Origin of the sequence: Parvularcula bermudensis HTCC2503 (genome assembly GCF_000152825.2) — a bacterium.
GTDB classification, from domain to species: Bacteria; Pseudomonadota; Alphaproteobacteria; order Caulobacterales; family Parvularculaceae; genus Parvularcula; species Parvularcula bermudensis.
The window spans coordinates 1,460,164-1,476,539 of sequence record NC_014414.1; the positions used below are offsets into that span (position 1 = coordinate 1,460,164).

The following is a 16,376-nucleotide window of genomic DNA, read 5'->3' on the forward strand; positions in this document are numbered from 1 at the left end:
CCCCTCAATCCTCGAAGATGAAGTCTTTCTCTACGGACTTCCGATGGATGGCATCGAGCACCAATTGATCAAGGCGACCATCCCGTTGCATATAGCGCGCGATTTGGTGCCCGCCTTTTTTATACTCACGGAAATAGACGTTAGGCAGTCCCATCATCCGTTCCGCACAGACCGTGTCGATACGGTGCGCGCGAGAATAATGGATGAAGAACTTGGTGTGTTTGTTGGACCCCTGCTCGAACAAAGGCTTCATATCGAGCAGATCAAGCTCCGCATGAGGATCATTGTAGACATTCGCGATATAGTCATCCATCGTGAAATCGTCATTTGCCAGACGATTATCGACGTCGATATAGGTTTGGGGCGCGATCGCCTGAACCTCATCCACCCCCATCAGATAGCCGAGCAGCATGGCGGCGTATCCCCCAGAGGAAACACCCACATTGATGATCCGTTTGCCGGGGGCCCGCTCAAGGATCATTTCCAACAAGAACGCCGCTGTCTCGGTGATCGAATGGGTGTGGGGGCGGAGGCCGAGATGATACCAAGCCCGGTTGATATCCCGTAGATAGATCTTGCTCGCCGGCATATTGATCGTGTTGCGGACGAATTGAAAAGGAATCCAGGTCGTCGGCGTCAGCGGCATGCCGCGAAAGAGGAGAAGGACGGTATCGGTATCGTCCTGCCAATGGCAATAATACGGCTCATCCGTCGTGGAAATGCCGGGGGGCAACTGGACTTTTGAGATGTCCTGTTGGTCAAGGGTCGGTGCATCGGATGCCATTACTCAATCCTTTTCTCGCCGTGGACAAGCCCACATTCACTTTGACAACGGCGAAACTGGTCTCATGAAAATTGTTCGAGCTGCCGGAAAAAATCAAGGGACTCAGGGTTAGCAAGAGCACTTGCGTTCCGAACCTCTCGATTATTCAAGATGCATTTCACAGCTATTTCCGCCAGCTTTCCGCTCCTTGTCCGAGGCAAATCCGGTGCCGAAAGGACGTAAGCAGGCACGTGATTGACAGTTAATTCACGGCGAATGCGTTCTTTTATGGCCGCAATAAGCTCATCGGTCAGGTCCTGACCGGCATCCATCTGGACAAATAGCACAATCTGCTCATCGCCCCGGGCCTGATAGCCAGCTGCCAAGCAGTTGAGCACCTGATTGAAGGTCAAGACCTCGGCATAAATTTCGGCGGTGCCCATTCTGATGCCCTGCGGATTGAGGGTCGCATCAGATCGTCCCAAAATGACATATCCCCCATGGGCCGTCCGTTCGATCAGGTCGCCATGGGTCCAAATGCCCTCGAACTCTTCGAAATAGGCGCCGCGATATTTCAGGCCCTCGGGGTCGTTCCAGAAATAGACAGGCATGGACGGGAAGGGGCGCGTACACACCAATTCCCCGGCGCCGGTGGGAATTGAGTTCCCGTCCGGATCATAGACGTCCACCGCCATGCCGAGCCCCGCCATCTGGATCTCGCCGGAATAGACAGGGCTCGTGGGGTCGCCGAGCACGAAACAGGAGGACAGATCCGTCCCGCCTGAAATCGAGGCAAGGTGCAGATCTGATTTCACACTGGCATAGATATATTCGAAATTATCGGTGGAGAGCGGCGATCCTGTCGACATGAGACAGCGAAGCTTGCTGAGATCCCGGTTCTCGCCAATCGGCATTTTCCGCTTCCGGCACATGTCGATATACATGGCCGACATGCCCAAATGGCTGACGCCGATTTCTTCGGCGAAGGCGAACAGCATGTCCTTTTCCGGCACGGAAGGGTTGCCGTCATAGAGGGCGATGGCGGCGCCGTTCGCCAAAGCCGGGATCATCCAGTTCCACATGATCCACGCGCAGGTCGTGTAGTAGAACATGATATCGCCAGGCTGCAGGTCGCAGTGAAACCGGTGCTCCTTCATCAGCTGCAAGAGCGGTCCGCCCGCCCCATGGACGATGCATTTCGGGGCGCCCGTCGTGCCGGAGGAGTAAACGATGACGGCAGGATGATCGAAGGGAAAGCACTCGCCGGGGACCTCATCGGTCTCGGCCGTCTTGAGGAACGCCTGATAGGTCTGACTATTCGGCAGATCGTCGAGACTGGGGCTCTCTGTAAGGGTCTGAAGCACGACAATCCGCTCGACGCTCGGCAGGGACTGCAGCAATTCTTGATAGATCGGCACGCAATTGCGCTCCCGCCGTGCCACGCGGAAGCCATCCACGGCGAACAAGATCTTCGGTTCGCTTTGCGAGAAGCGCTGCTTGAGGGATTCGACACCGAAATCCGGGGCGCATGAGGTCCAAATGGCGCCGAGGCTGAGGGTCGCGATATACATAGCGACACTTTCGGGGCGATTGGTGACGACGCCCCCAACGCGGTCGCCGGCGGTGACCCCCGCCGCCTTGAGGGCATGGGCGAGCTGTCCGACGGCGCGGCGAAGCTCACCGCGGGTCCATTGGCTCGTTTCGTGATCTTCGCAGCGGAAATAAATGGCCGGATCGTCCGCCTTGCCCCGAAGCAGGAGATTGGCCGCCGACAGGCGCGCCTCCGGGAAAAAACGCCGCTCCCACATCTCGCCGTCGTCGCGGAGGACGGTCGACGTATCGCCTTCCAAGGGAAAGTCGACAACGTCCCGGACCGCCTGCCAGAACGCAGAAGGCTGGTCGATCGACCAGCGCCAGAGGGCGGCGGTGTCCGTCCCCGCAAAGCCGTATTTCTCGCCCATTGAGCGATTGAGCTGACGCATGGCGGTAGCGTCCGCCCTTGCCTCACTCGGTGTCCAGAGATGATCACCCTGCGCCATATTTCCCTCCCATAGCGGTCAACGCCTGACCGATGTCGGGACCGGCGTTGACAGGGCCGTGCTTAGCTGACCTTCGGTTCGAGAACCTTCATGATTTCGGCAACCGACGACATTTGCTCGGTTTCTTCCTGACCGAGTTCGATATTGTATTTTTCTTCGATGGCGAAGGTGATGTCGACATGGGCCACGGAATCCCAAAGTTCTTGATTTTCCATGGATGTTTGCTCGGTCACCTCAGCCGCTTCGACCCCGATATTGGAGGCGACGATTTCCCGGACGTCGTTCAGCAATTCATCTCTTGTCATGTTGGACCCCTCACTTGCCTGCGCGCCCAGCTTTGGCCACCTGGCCGACGAAGTTCAAGGAGAAAAGCAAGAATAGGGCCAACAAGCTAAGAACAATGACATCGCGCCATGTTGCAGTTGCGAGATGCATGGGATAGGGTTGCAATGTGGGGGAGCTGGTGGATTTCCCTCTGTTTTTCCATGGGGTTGTGGGGCTCTACGCTGGCCATTGTGGCCGTGTTTTGGGTGGATGGTGCATGGGACGACTTTAATCGACATTAATGTCAGTGCTGGCGTAACTTTTACTTTGTCGCGCGGCTGTTAGGTTAGCCAAAGTAATGCGTGGTTGAGTGCTGTGGCTCTTTCTGTCATCTATTGTACTGTTGGGGTGCGCGGCTGTTCTTTGCTTTGGCGAGTGAAGCTGATGGGATTGGGCGACACGCGAGTTTGCGGGCGAGGGGCTGAGTTGCACGAATTGTGCAGCGCTGATCGGCGATTTTCCGCAGGCGCGGTTGTGGTGGGTATATGGTAGCAGACATGTCAGATCTCCCGGATTTGGACGAGGCTTGGGAAATGGCCGAGCTTCGGGGGCTGATCGATGGTCTCGATTCCTCTGACGAGCCGGTGCAACGCGGCCTCGACTTCAAGCGTGTCGTCCAGGATGAGCAACTTCGAAATCTCGGTGTTCATCTGTGGAGAGAGTATCAGGCAAAGATCTCGGTCAGCCGGGAGAAGTTCGACCAGGCCCTAGAAGCGGAAAATTTGACCCTGGCGGATCTTTGGGCGCCAGGGGTGACCGAAGATATCGATGTCGGCAGCAGTAGCGAAGATGTCGACGCTTTCAAAAAGAAGCTGATGTTCCGGATCCAGATTCTGGAGGTTCTGTTGAACATCAGCCGAGCGGATTTGGAACGGGCGGAACGGTGGCAGCCGCGGGATGCGGTCCCCGAACCGGACGAGGACGCGGCAGGCGCTGAGGCGTCTCATTTTCATGGGCATAAGGCGGGAGATACGGAATGAGCAATTTGGCGAATTCGGCGACAGGCAAACGCGACTTCGCGATTTTTGCATTGACGCCGAGCGGGCTCGACAATGTGGATCTCGCCATCGCCGCTTCCCGCGCCGGGGGCGTGGGGGTGCTGAATGCCGAGTATGGGGAAAATCCCGAAACGGCCGGGGGGCTGCTCGACCACCTTGCCAAGCACGCCCGGGGGGATTTCGGCATCTTGTTGCCGAAAGCGGAAGGGGCTTGGCTTGACCTCGTCAAGAGCGCCCAGACCCGCCCCCCCTTCGTCGTGGTGCCGGTTGATGGGCTGAGTGCCCGCGGGGTGGAAGAGCTGAAGGCGCTTGGCTGTACCGTTCTGGGACAGTTGACCGGCTGGAGTGAGGGCGCCGCGGCCTTGGCGGGCTTGGTCGACGGCTTTTGGTTGAAGGGGCATGAGGCCGGCGGGCTCATCGGAGAGGAGACCAGTTTCGTTCTCCTCAATGATATCAAGCGTCACACGGATCTGCCGCTTTTTGTCCGTGGTGGAATCAACCGCGAATCGGCGGCGGCCTGTGCCGTGGGGGGCGCGTCGGGGGTGGTGCTCGACGATCAATTGCTTCTGCTCGCTGAATCTCCGCTCAAGGAGCCGCTCGGCCTTGCGCTCAAGCGGTTCTCCGGGGTGGAAACCATTCTCGGCGAAGACCAGCACGGGGAACGCTATCTGCGCTTTTGGGGGCTGCCGGGCACGCGGACTGCCCGCGACCTGCGTGATGCGATCACCGCCGCCGGTGATGTGCATAAGGAGCATATCGCAAAGCTGGGATGGACTCTCGACGCCGAGGCGGAGAAGGTGCCGCCTCTCGGGCAGGACGGGGCGGTCGCCAGCTATTGGGCGGCGGAGTTCGGTAAGGTTTCAGCGGTTCTCAAGGCGATCCGTCAAAGCGTGAAGGAGCTGCCCCGGCGGGCCGCTCGGGCCGATATTCTGCAAGAGGGGTCCCCCCTTGCGGAGGCCCACGGCACCCGTTTCCCGATCGTCCAGGGACCCATGACGCATGTCAGCGACACCGCCGATTTCGCGGTGGCTGTCGCGGAGGGGGGCGGGCTCCCCATGGTGGCCGTCTCCCTGATGCGGGGCGAGAAGGTCAAAGATCTCCTGATGGAAACCGCTGAGAAGATCGGCGACAAGTCCTGGGGCGTGGGGATGCTCGGCTTTGTGCCGACCGAGACCCTCGCCGATCAACGGGCGGCGATCCTCGCGGCCAAGCCCACTTTTGCGGTGATTGCCGGTGGTCGCCCCGATCAGGCGCGCGAGATGGAGGAGCAGGGGATCCGCTCCTATCTCCATGTGCCCTCGCCAGTGCTCCTCGAGCAATTCATCCAGAATGGCGCCAAGAGCTTTATTTTCGAGGGCCGGGAATGCGGTGGCCATATCGGCCCCGTGGGGAGCTTCGTTCTCTGGTCGATGATGAGCGATGCCCTGCTCGCCGCAAATCTCAGCCGCGAAGAGGCGGGCAAGATCCACATCCTGTTTGCCGGCGGGATCTTCGATGGGCGCAGCGCGGCCATGGCGCAGGTCATGGCGACTCGGGTGGCTGAAGCCGGCTTTAAGGTCGGCATCCTGATGGGGACGCCCTATCTCTTTACCGAAGAGGCGGTCACCGCCGGGGCGATCAACAAGACCTTTCAGGACGTTGCTATTGCCGCCACGGCGACGGCAAGCTGCGCCACGGGACCGGGCCATGCGAGCCGCTGTGTGACCTCTCAGTTCGTGACGGATTTCCGGACCAAGCGCACGACCATGGCGCGAGAAGGCAAGTCCGGCTCGGAAATCAGTGAAGAACTCGAGGCGATGTCGCTGGGGCGGCTTCGCCTGGCCTCAAAAGGGGTGTCCCGCCCCGCGGATGGCTCGCGCCGTTACGAAGAGCGCAGCGAAGAGGAACAGCGCGAAGGCGGCATGTATATGATCGGCCAGACCGCCACGCTGTTGAGCGAGGTGACGACGGTCGAGGCGCTTCACCGGGGGGTGTGCGACGGGGCTCAAACGACCCTCAGCGCATTCGTCCGGACCCTGCCGATCGAGGCCAAGGTCGTGGATCAGACCCCCGCCGATATCGCGATCATCGGGATGAGCGCGATCCTGCCTGGGGCCAAAACCGCCGAGCAATTCTGGGAAAATATCCTCGGAAAAGTGCACGCCATCAAGGAAGTGCCCGAGCATCGCTGGGATGTGGATCAGTTCTTCGACCCCGAAAAGGGCAAGCGGGACAAGATCTATTCCCGCTGGGGCGGCTTCATCGACGATGTTCGCTTTGATCCGATGCGGTTCGGCATGCCGCCGAATTCGCTCGAATCGATCGACCCCATGCAGCTCCTCGGCCTTGTCGCCATGGATGAGGTCATGAAGGACGCTGATCTGTGTCCGAATGGTCTCGATGGGGAAAATACATCGGTGATCCTCGGGTTTTCCGGCGGTCTTGGTGAGCTTGGGATCAAATACGCAGCGCGGACGGAGATGTACCGGTCTCAAGGGTATGTGGATCCTGAGGATCTCGACTTTATGCCCGAATGGACGTCCGACAGCTTTGCGGGGCTGTTGCCGAACGTTGCGCCGGGGCGGATCGCCAACCGGTTCAATCTCGGTGGCGTCAACTTCACGGTCGATGCGGCCTGTGCCTCCTCCTTGGCGGCGATCTATCAAGGCGTGCTCGAACTTGAGACGGGGCGCAGCGACCTCGTTATCGGCGGCGGTATCGACACCGTTCAGGGACCCTTCGGCTTTACGTGTTTTGCCAAGGCCGGGGCGCTATCCCCCCGGGGCATGTCGAACACCTTCGACGAAAAGGCCGATGGGATCGCGATCTCCGAAGGTCTCGCCATGATCGCCATGAAGCGCCTGTCGGACGCCGAGCGGGACGGTGACAAGATCCTGGCCGTGATCAAGGGGATTGCGGGCTCTTCTGACGGGAAGGCGAAGGGGCTGATGGCGCCGCTGCCGCGGGGGCAAATGCGGGCGCTCCGCCGGGCCTACAATCAGGCGGGATATTCTCCCGCCACGGTGGGGCATTTCGAGGCACATGGGACCGGTACGGCCGCGGGGGATCGCGCTGAAATCGAAAGTCTCAGCACGGTTCTTCTGGAAGAGGGGGCCGAGCCCCGTAGTGCGGTGGTGGGGTCGGTGAAGACCAATATCGGTCACACCAAATCCTCAGCCGGGGTAGCTGGGCTGATCAAGTCGATTTGTGCCCTGAACGATAAGATATTACCGCCCCATCGCGGGGTCGACGTGCCGAACGAAGCCTTCACCAAAGAAGGCTTCCCGCTGCATGTCTCCCAGGAGGTGCGGCCGTGGTTCGCCAGTGCCGGCCCCCGGCGGGCGAGCGTCAGTGCCTTTGGCTTTGGCGGCACCAATTTCCACGCCACGCTCGAAGAATATACGGGCGACTATCGCGAGGCGCAGCCCCTCGCCCGGCGCTGGCCGGTGGAGCTCTATGTCTGGCGGGAAGAGAGCAAAGACGCCCTGATCGCGGCGATGATGGACACCCTGTCCGCCCTCGATGCGGGGGGGCAGCCGCACGGGCCCGATCTCGCCCTCAGCTTGGCGGCCAAGGCGGCGCCCGCGGGGCTTGGGGCGGCAATTGTGGCCTGCTCCGTCGATGTGCTTCGGGAAAAGCTCCGGGGGCTGATCGGTAACATCAATCAGCCGAACGACATCGATCGTCCGGCGGGGGCCTATTATTCTGGCAAGTCGAGCGCCGATGCGGGTCAACTGGCGGTGCTGTTCTCGGGGCAGGGGTCGCAATACCCCGACATGTTCCGCAAATTCGCCGCTTACAATGCGGCGATGCGGGACCGGATCGAACTCGCCGACAAGCAGACCCGGTCGAGCGAAACCTTCCGTGATGGAAAGCGCCTTGCGGAGCTGATCTACCCCGCCGATCGTTTCACCCCCGCTGAGGATAAGGCCGCGAAACAAGCCTTGATGCAGACCGAGGTGACGCAGCCGGCCCTCGGCGCCGTTGAGGCGGGCCTCTGGGCGGTGCTGTCGGCGATGGGGCTCACGCCGGCCATGGCCGCCGGGCACTCCTATGGCGAGTTTGCCGCCCTTCATGCGGCGGGGTCGATCACGGCCGAAGAGCTCTTTGCCATCTCCGAGGCGCGGGGGCGTCTCATCTCCAAGGCGTCGTCCGGGGGGGATCTGGGGGCGATGGTCGCGGCATTGGGGCCGATCGAGGAGGTCCGCCGCGTCGTGGGCGACATGGACGATGTCTATTACGCGAATTTCAACGCGCCGCGGCAGACGATCCTGTCCGGTGGCAAGGACGCCATGAAGGCGGTCGCTGACAAGCTCGACGCGGCGGGGATCAATGCGAAGATGCTGCCGGTCTCGGCGGCCTTCCACTCGCCCTACATGCAGCCCGCGAGCGAGCCCTTCAACAAGGTGCTGGGCGACATCGACTTCAAGGCGCCCCGCTTCCCGGTGTACGCAAATGGGACAGCGGCCCCCCATGACCCTGCCTCCTTGGGGGCGGCCATGGGTGCCCATCTGACGGGACCGGTGAAATTCACCGAAACGGTGGAGCGGATGCACGCCGATGGCGCGCGCATCTTCCTCGAAATCGGCCCGAAAACCGTGCTGACGGACCTCGTGAAGGCCAATCTTCTCCAAAAAGACTTCACGGCCATCAGTGTCGACGGCCATGGGGGCGACCTTGCCGGGCTCTTCCACGGGATCGGCGAATTACACGCCGCTGGGGTTTCGCTCGATTTGGCACCCCTCTTGAAGGGTAGAGCCAAGCGAATTGACCTCAGAAAGCTCGCGGAGATCCGCCTCGAGCCGCCGATGTCACAGCATGAGTGGCTGATCAATGGAACCTATGCACGGCGCCAAGACCAAGTGGTTCACGTCCAAGCCCCGCAGCGGGACACCCCCGCTCTTGGGGCGCCGGGCGCGGGCGCTGCGGTTCATGGGGCCCCTAATGGGTCTCTCAATGGATCTGACAATGGATCTGAGGCGCTTCCCGGCGCGGCCCCCCATGGGGCCGGCGGCGCGGCTTCGGCGCCTCAAGCACCCAACGGCCCGGCCAATGGGACGGGCCCATCCCCTTCTGCGTCGCCATCCCTCCCCGAAGGATGGCGCCGTATCACCGGCAGCGCGGCGCACGGCCTCGCCGGCTCCCGGTTTTCTCTCACCAATGGCTCAGGAGACAATGCGATGACCTACGATCCACCGCACGGCTCGCCCCTGATGGGTGACGCTGCGCTGCGGGAATATTTCGGCGTAATGCGCCAATTTCTGCAAACCCAGGAAAGTGTGATGCTTTCCCTCGCCGGGAACGGCGCCGGTTCTGCCATGGCGTACGAAGCCCATCAGCAAACGGCGATGCCCGCTCCGGCGCCGGCCCCGCTGGCGTTGCCGCAACCTGCCGCGCCCGCGCCCCAAGCCGCGGCACCGGCCCCCGCGCCTGTTGCAGAACCGGCCCCGGCGGTGAACGGTCACGCGCTGAACGGCCATGCGAATGGCGCCCATATGAACGGCGCGCATGCCGAGCCGGCCCCGGCCCCGGCGCCCGCACCGGCTCCTGCTCCGGCCCCCGTGGCCGAGGCGGCCCCGGCCCCTGCGGCCGCGCCCGCGCCTGCGGCGGCTGGCAGCATCGATGTCAAAGCGACCCTGCTCGACATCGTCAGTGACCGGACCGGCTATCCTGAGGACATGCTGTCCATGGATGCCGATATCGAAGCCGATCTTGGGATCGACTCGATCAAGCGGACCGAAATCCTCGGTGCTATGCGCGGGGCCTTGCCCGACAGTGCCACCGATGCGCTCGAAGAGCGCATGCAGGATCTCTCTAAGGCGAAGTCGCTTTCTGAGATCGAAGGCATCATTGCCGGCGTGGTTGGAAGCGCCGGGGGGGCGGATCAGCGCCCTTTTGAGTTAAGCGGGGAGGCAACGCCGATTGTGCCGATTGAGGCACCGTCATCAGCATACGCCGCGCTTCCCCGCTTTATCACCAAGGCGTATGCAGAACCGGTGGCCGATGTGCCACTCGAAACCCCCGACGACGGGGTCGTGGTCATCCTCGCAGGAGACGCCGCGGCCCTCGCCGACGAGGTTCAGAGCCAGATTGAGACCGCCGGCGGGCAGGCCGTTATTGCCCGTCGGAAGGTCTGGTCTGACGAGGCGGCTTTTGCCACCTGGCTCAATGACATACGGGCGAAGTACCGGATCCGACGGGCCGTCAACCTGGCGGCAGTCGATTTGCCGCCCTTTACCCTCGACATGTCGCTCGACGCCTGGCGGTCCCAGATCGACGCGGCGGTGAAGTCGCTCTTCCCGGTTCTCCGGCTCTTGGCCCCCGACCTCATGGAGGGCGGTACCTTTATCAGCGCCTCAGCCTGCGGCGGCCAGTTCTCCCGCAGCGCGCCCTTTGAGGCGTTCGATGGCGGGCTGCCCAATCCCGCCGCCGGCGGCGCGATCGGCCTTTTGAAATGCCTGTCCCTCGAATGGCGTGAGGCGCGGGTCAAAGCGATCGACCTCGATCCCAAGGAAAGCCTTGAGGCCCAGGCAAGCCACCTTCTCACCGAGCTTCTCTTGCCGGGCGGACGGCGCGAGGTCGGCTATCCCGGCGGCGTGCGCACAGTCTTTAAGACGGCACCGGGCTCGGTCACCCGCCATGCCGAAAATGCGCGGCATCCGGACGAAAATTGGGTCGTGCTCGCGATTGGCGGGCTCAAGGGGATCACAGCGGAGACCTTGCGCCATCTCGCGTCCCGTAAGGCGACCCTGGTCCTCGCCAGCCGCAGCGGTATTCCCACGGCTGAGGAAGAGGACACCAAGGGGATTGAGGACGAAGGGCAGCTCCGGGCGCACTTTATCCAGAAGGCCAAGGCGGCGGGAGAGAAAATCCTCCCTGCTCAGATCAACAAGAAAGTTTCGCAACTCATCTCGACCCGCGAAGTCTATGCGAATTTGCGCGACTTCGAAGCCTTCGGCGCCAAGATCGACGTGCGGTCGGTGGATATGCGTGACGCCGACGCGGTTGGCGCCATGGTCGATGACCTTTACGGCAAATATGGGCGGATCGATGCGGTGTATTTCGGCGCCGGTATTATCGAGGACAGCCTCCTCATCAGCAAAGAAGACCTCTCAAGCGTTCACCGCGTGATCGATACAAAGGTCGACAGTGCGTTCATCCTGGCGAAGAAATTGCGCGTTGACTCCCTCAAATTCTTCGGCCTCTTCACCTCCGTTGCCGGACGGTTCGGCAACCCCGGACAGACCGATTACGGGGCGGCGAACGAAGTTCTGAACCAGCTGGGCTGGGCGCTTCGGGCCCATTGGGGGCCGGGGGTCAAGGTCTCTGCGGTGAATTGGGGCCCGTGGCTGAAGGTCACCAATGGCAAAGGCATGGTGACCCCCGAGACCAAAAAGCAGTTCGAGGCGCGCGGTGTGTCGCTTGTCACCCCCGCCGGCGGGCTGGTCTACATGGTCAACGAAGTGCTTTATGCGTCCCCGGATGAGGTCGAAGCCATCGCCGGTGACGAAAGCTGGGGGTATCAGGAGGAAGCCTTCGGGGCCCTGCCGCGGCCATCCGCCCGCAAGATCGGCGGGATGGACTTCCCGCTGCTGCATGGCGCGGAACGAACAAATCTCTCTACAGAGCAATATGGTCTGACCAAGTCGGTCGACCTGATCTCGGATCCCTATCTCGATCACCACCGGATCGATCATACGCCGGTCATGCCGTTCATGGGGGCCCTTGAATATATCGCTGAGGCGGCAGCCTTCGCCGCGCCGGACAAGACGGTCTACAGCGTGTCGGATATGCGCCTCTTCAAAGGGGTGACCTTGGAGGGCGATCATGTGCCCCTCGATATCAAGGTCAAACCGACGGGCGAGGGGGCCGAGGTCGAGCTATGGGCGGGCGGCGCACGCCCCGTGCCGGGCTATCGCGCGGCGGTGTCCTATACCCCGCCAACCATTCAGGCCCCGACCTATGTGCCGCCGCCGCAGCCGCGCACAGGGGTGTCGATGGACGAAGCCTATCGCGATTGGCTGTTCCACGGCGCCTGTCTGCAAACCATCACCAATGTCCGCCATCTCGACGAGCGCCGTCTGGTGGTCGATGCGATGGCGACGGGACCGGGGGATCTCTACCCCCCCGCCAAGGGCGCAAACTGGATTTTCGATCCGGCTCTCCTCGATGGGGCCTTGCAAATGGTGCTCGTCTGGTCGCGGGTCATGCGCAACGAGACGGGGCTGCCCGCAAGAATGTCGAGCGTGACGCGCTTTACCACGGCGCCGGTCACCGGCCCTGTGCTGATCGACATGCACTTTATCTCTGCGCATGATGATTCGCGGATTAAATGCAATTTTGCGATTTTCGGTCAGAATGGTCAGCCTCTGGTATTTGTCGACCTCTTTGAGGCGACCAGTACCGATGCCCTCAATCGGGTCGGCGGTGTGGTCGCCGATCGTCTTCCCTTCGGTCAGGGACGGTCCGAAGCCGATGCCCTGAAGCTTCTGTGAGAGATGGTATGACGAAGCCCCTGGATATCGCCATTGTCGGCATGGACGGCATGTTCGCCAAAGCGCCGGACAAGGAGATCTTCTGGTCGAACATCCTCAATAAGGTGAATGCGATCACCGAGGCCAGCGACGAGTGGCTGGGTGAGGAACGCCTGCTCGACCCCGATGCGCCCCTCGAAAAATTGCGGATCTATACGCGTCGCGGGGGCTTCCTGCATGATATTTCGCGGTTCGATCCTCGGCCCTATGGCACCATGCCGATCTCGGTTCTGGGCGGCGAGGCCGATCAGTTCCTGGCCTTGCATGGAACGGCCCTGGCCCTGCGGGATGGCGGCTATGGCGAGGATCGGGATTTCGATCGCAGCCGCGTTGGGGTGATCTTCGGCCATGCCATTCACGCCAATCGGGGCAATGTGAATGGCTTCCAACACGCGATCATGGTCGATCAGGTGCTGCATACGCTGGACCATCTGTTGCCGGATATGTCGGATGCAACCCGCGACGAGGCGGAGAAGATTCTCCGTAAGCGGCTACCGAAATTCAGCGTCGATACGCTCCCCGCTCTGGTGCCGAATATGATGACCGGGCGGATCTGTAACCGCCTCGATCTTCAGGGGCCGAATTATATCCTTGATGGCGCCTGTGCCTCGACATCGCTTGCGCTTTTGGCGGCGGCGGATGAGCTGCGATCGGGTCGCGCCGATATGATGTTGGCGGGCGGGGTGAACACCACGACCTCCAGTCTTGTTTACGGGGTCTTCTGTCAGCTGGGGGCCCTGTCCCGGAACGAGCAGGTGCGGCCGTTCTCCGCCCATGCGGATGGGACCTTGCTCGGCGAAGGGCAGGGGGTCTTCCTTCTGAAGCGTCTCGAAGATGCCCTGCAGAACGAAGATCAAATCCATGCCGTGATCAAAGGGGTAGGGATTTCATCGGACGGACGATCCTCTGGCCTCATGGCGCCCTTCCAGCGGGGCGAAGAGCAAGCCATCGCCCGCGCCTATGAGAATACCGGGATCGACCCGAACAGTATCGATCTGCTCGAAGCCCACGGGACCGGGATCCCGCTTGGGGATCGGACAGAAGTCAACGCCATGCGCGCCGTGTTCGGTGAGCGCACCGGCGGCGTCCCCCATATCGCCCTAGGCTCCGTGAAATCGATGGTGGGGCACACCATTCCCGCCGCCGGAGCGGCGTCCCTCATCAAAGTCACGATGGCGTTGAAAGAGGGGATCCTGCCCCCGACCTTGGTGGAGGAGCGCAATCCTGATCTCGGTTTGGAAACAACCCCCTTCTACTTGAACCGCGAGCCGCGCCCATGGCTGCGGCGGAAGGATCAACCGCGCCGTGCGGGGATCAACTCCTTCGGGTTTGGCGGCATCAATTCCCACATCTCCGTCGAAGAGTCGCCCTATGCATCGATGAGCGACTTGCCGGTCTTTGGGACGCGGCGAGTTTGGGGCCCGGAACTTTTTACCTGGGCGGCAAATTCCAAAGAGGACCTGCTGGGCACTCTCCGCACGGCTCAAAATGCCCTGGCGGAGGGGGAAAGTTCGCAGCAGGCGTTCACGACATTCGCGGATCAAACGGTGGATAAGGCCGCAAGCGATGGCGGCAACCATCGTCTGGCCTTTGTCGCGAAGGATTTCGACAGCCTAAAGAAAAAGCTCGAAACGGCCGAAAAACGTCTCGCCGACAAGGATGAAGCGGACTTTGGCATCGTCAAATCGGGCATCTTCTACGCCAGTGACGCCAAGCAGGGGAAGGTCGCCTTTATGTATCCCGGTGAGCATTCCCAATATGCCGGGATGCTGTCCGACATCCTCTTTACCTCGCCGACGACCCATCGCTGGATGGAGCGGCTTGAGGACCTGTTTGGCGACAGCCGCGCCATCGCCCATCGGCAGCTCCTGTTCGGGCCGCGGGATGAGTACACGGAAGAAGAACGCAAGCTCGCCGATGAGACCCTCGCCCGGGTCGAAGAAGGCTCAGAGGCCGTGTTCTTCACGGACATGGCCTATTTCCGCCTCCTGTCGAGCCTTGGGGTAAAGCCCGATGCGATGATCGGCCATTCCACCGGCGAGAATGCCGCCCTGATTTCGTCCAATGTGATCGGTCTCAACGAAGAGGGGGTCAGCAATTTCATCCGGTCGATGAACACGATCTTCCAATCGATCGAGGAGCGGGGAGAGATCCCCTCGGGCACATTGTTGAATGTCGGGGCGGTTGCCCCCGAAGCCATTCAGGACGTACTCGGCCGCTTTCCGGATGTTCGCTTCACCATGGATAATTGTCCGAACCAGGCGATTATTTTCGGACCGAAGGATGTGATGGAAACCGTCGGCAAGGAGCTGGCGGGTAAGGGGGGCGTGGTAACGCCGTTGCCCCTCTCCTGGGCCTATCATACTGAGTTCATTAAGCCATTGGCGGATGAATTCCACGCCCTGTTCCAGGGCGCGCCGATCGGTGAGCCGATCGCCACACTCTATTCTTGCTCAACCGCTGAGCCTTATCCCGATGCGCCTGCCGATATTTTCGACACGGCCGCTCAGCAATATATGACGCGTGTACGGTTTACCGACGTGATACAGCGTATGTATAATGACGGTGTGCGGAGCTTCATCGAGGTTGGGGCTGGGTCGAGCCTGCAGGGCTTTGTGAAGGATATTCTCAAAGCGGATGACGTTCTGGTGGCGAGCTGTGACAATCGTAAGCGCAGCCCGTTGGAAAGTCTTCTCACTCTTCTGGGGCAGCTCTTCACCGTACAGCTCCTGCCCGATGCGGCGGTCCTCAAACCGACTGTGCGGACGGATTACGAGAATGTCTCGGACGATCCGCGCTTGCCGAGTGAACTGCCCCTGATCCATCTCGACGAAGACTCGGCGGAGAAACTGCGTCAGACCTTGAAGGTGACGTCGAGCGGTGCGCCCGCCGCCTCCGCCGGTCAGGCGGCGCCGTCGGCCCCGAGCTCTCAGCCTTCACCAGCGGCACCTGCTGGCGTTGCGCCCGCGGCGCAGCCGGGCGGGGCAAGACAAACGGTCGAGCCGGTGTTCCATCGGATTGATCAAATGCTCGCAGTGCCCCAAAGCGTGAGATTATGGCGTGCCCAGGTCGCCGATCGTCCGTCGGAGGACGACCTTCAGCGGTGGGCCACCCGCCTTGATGAGGGGACCCGGAACGAGTGGGTCCAGCGCTTCGCGAAATCCCATCCGATGCGGCGTCAGGAATGGTTGCTCGCCCGCATCCTCGCAAAACATGCGGTGGCGGATTATCTGGGGCTGCCGAGTGGTGACCCGGTCGTGATCGGACAGCACGCCTCAGGCCAGCCGATGGCGGTTGTCACCCACGCGGGGGCCGTGCCCACGGCCGCTCCGCCCCTCAGTATTGCCCATAAGGACGGCATGGCCGTCATCGGTGTCGGCGCCTCTGCCATCGGGGCAGACATCGAACGGGTTGGGATCGTGCGCGACAGTGTCGGCATGGCTGAGCGGATCCTGACCGACGATGAGCGATATTATCTCGACCAGGCGCGAAGCCGCAGCGCGGCCCTCGTGACGTTCTGGGCCTTAAAAGAGGCGACGGCGAAATTGCTGGCGGCTCCTTTTGTTGGGCAGGAGCGGGCCTTTGTTGTCGACGCCATCCGCGAAGATACGGGAGAGGCCATGGTCGGCTTTGCCGGAACGATGGTCCGGGCTTCCTTCCGGGTCGTCGGTGAATATGTGTATGCCGTGGCCTATTACGAGGCGGCGGCGGCGCAGGCGGCGGAATAGGCTTAAGACTA

6 protein-coding genes are annotated in these 16,376 nt (G+C 61.6%); 3 read left to right on the forward strand and 3 right to left on the reverse strand.

Annotated features, from left to right (window positions below):
• Positions 1-4: 4 nt before the first annotated feature.
• The 3 genes from PB2503_RS06905 to PB2503_RS06915 all read right to left on the reverse strand — a co-directional run bounded on the left by PB2503_RS06905 (position 5) and on the right by PB2503_RS06915 (position 3,107).
• Positions 5-784: a hypothetical protein gene (locus tag PB2503_RS06905; RefSeq protein ID WP_013300521.1), complete on the reverse strand. Its 780-nt coding sequence runs from the start codon at positions 782-784 to the stop codon at positions 5-7.
• Between the two features lie 62 nt (positions 785-846).
• Positions 847-2,802 carry an acetoacetate--CoA ligase gene (locus PB2503_RS06910; protein WP_013300522.1) on the reverse strand — a complete coding sequence of 652 codons (1,956 nt, stop codon included), beginning with the start codon at positions 2,800-2,802 and terminating at the stop codon, positions 847-849.
• 62 nt (positions 2,803-2,864) lie between these two features.
• Positions 2,865-3,107 carry an acyl carrier protein gene (locus tag PB2503_RS06915; RefSeq protein ID WP_013300523.1) on the reverse strand — a complete coding sequence of 81 codons (243 nt, stop codon included), beginning with the start codon at positions 3,105-3,107 and terminating at the stop codon, positions 2,865-2,867.
• Between the two features lie 516 nt (positions 3,108-3,623).
• Here PB2503_RS06915 and PB2503_RS06920 point away from each other — a divergent pair.
• From PB2503_RS06920 to PB2503_RS06930, 3 genes are read left to right on the forward strand one after another with little or no spacing between them, the layout of a single operon-like run.
• A complete protein-coding gene (locus PB2503_RS06920; RefSeq protein WP_013300525.1) occupies positions 3,624-4,106 on the forward strand; it encodes a hypothetical protein in 483 nt (160 codons plus the stop codon).
• Entirely contained in the window at positions 4,103-12,598 is an 8,496-nt protein-coding gene (locus PB2503_RS06925; RefSeq protein WP_013300526.1) for a type I polyketide synthase, read from the forward strand. The genes PB2503_RS06920 and PB2503_RS06925 overlap by 4 nt, the downstream gene beginning before the upstream one ends.
• 8 nt (positions 12,599-12,606) lie before the next feature.
• Positions 12,607-16,365, forward strand: coding sequence for a type I polyketide synthase (locus PB2503_RS06930; RefSeq protein ID WP_013300527.1), 3,759 nt, complete (start codon positions 12,607-12,609; stop codon positions 16,363-16,365).
• Positions 16,366-16,376 lie beyond the last annotated feature (11 nt).

Coding starts and splice junctions, on each gene's coding strand:
- PB2503_RS06910 (WP_013300522.1), bottom strand. CDS start 2,802: ATGGCGCAGGGTGATCATCTCTGGACACCGAGTGAGGCAAGGGCGGAC.
- PB2503_RS06930 (WP_013300527.1), top strand. CDS start 12,607: ATGACGAAGCCCCTGGATATCGCCATTGTCGGCATGGACGGCATGTTC.
- PB2503_RS06905 (WP_013300521.1), bottom strand. CDS start 784: ATGGCATCCGATGCACCGACCCTTGACCAACAGGACATCTCAAAAGTC.
- PB2503_RS06925 (WP_013300526.1), top strand. CDS start 4,103: ATGAGCAATTTGGCGAATTCGGCGACAGGCAAACGCGACTTCGCGATT.
- PB2503_RS06920 (WP_013300525.1), top strand. CDS start 3,624: ATGTCAGATCTCCCGGATTTGGACGAGGCTTGGGAAATGGCCGAGCTT.
- PB2503_RS06915 (WP_013300523.1), bottom strand. CDS start 3,107: ATGACAAGAGATGAATTGCTGAACGACGTCCGGGAAATCGTCGCCTCC.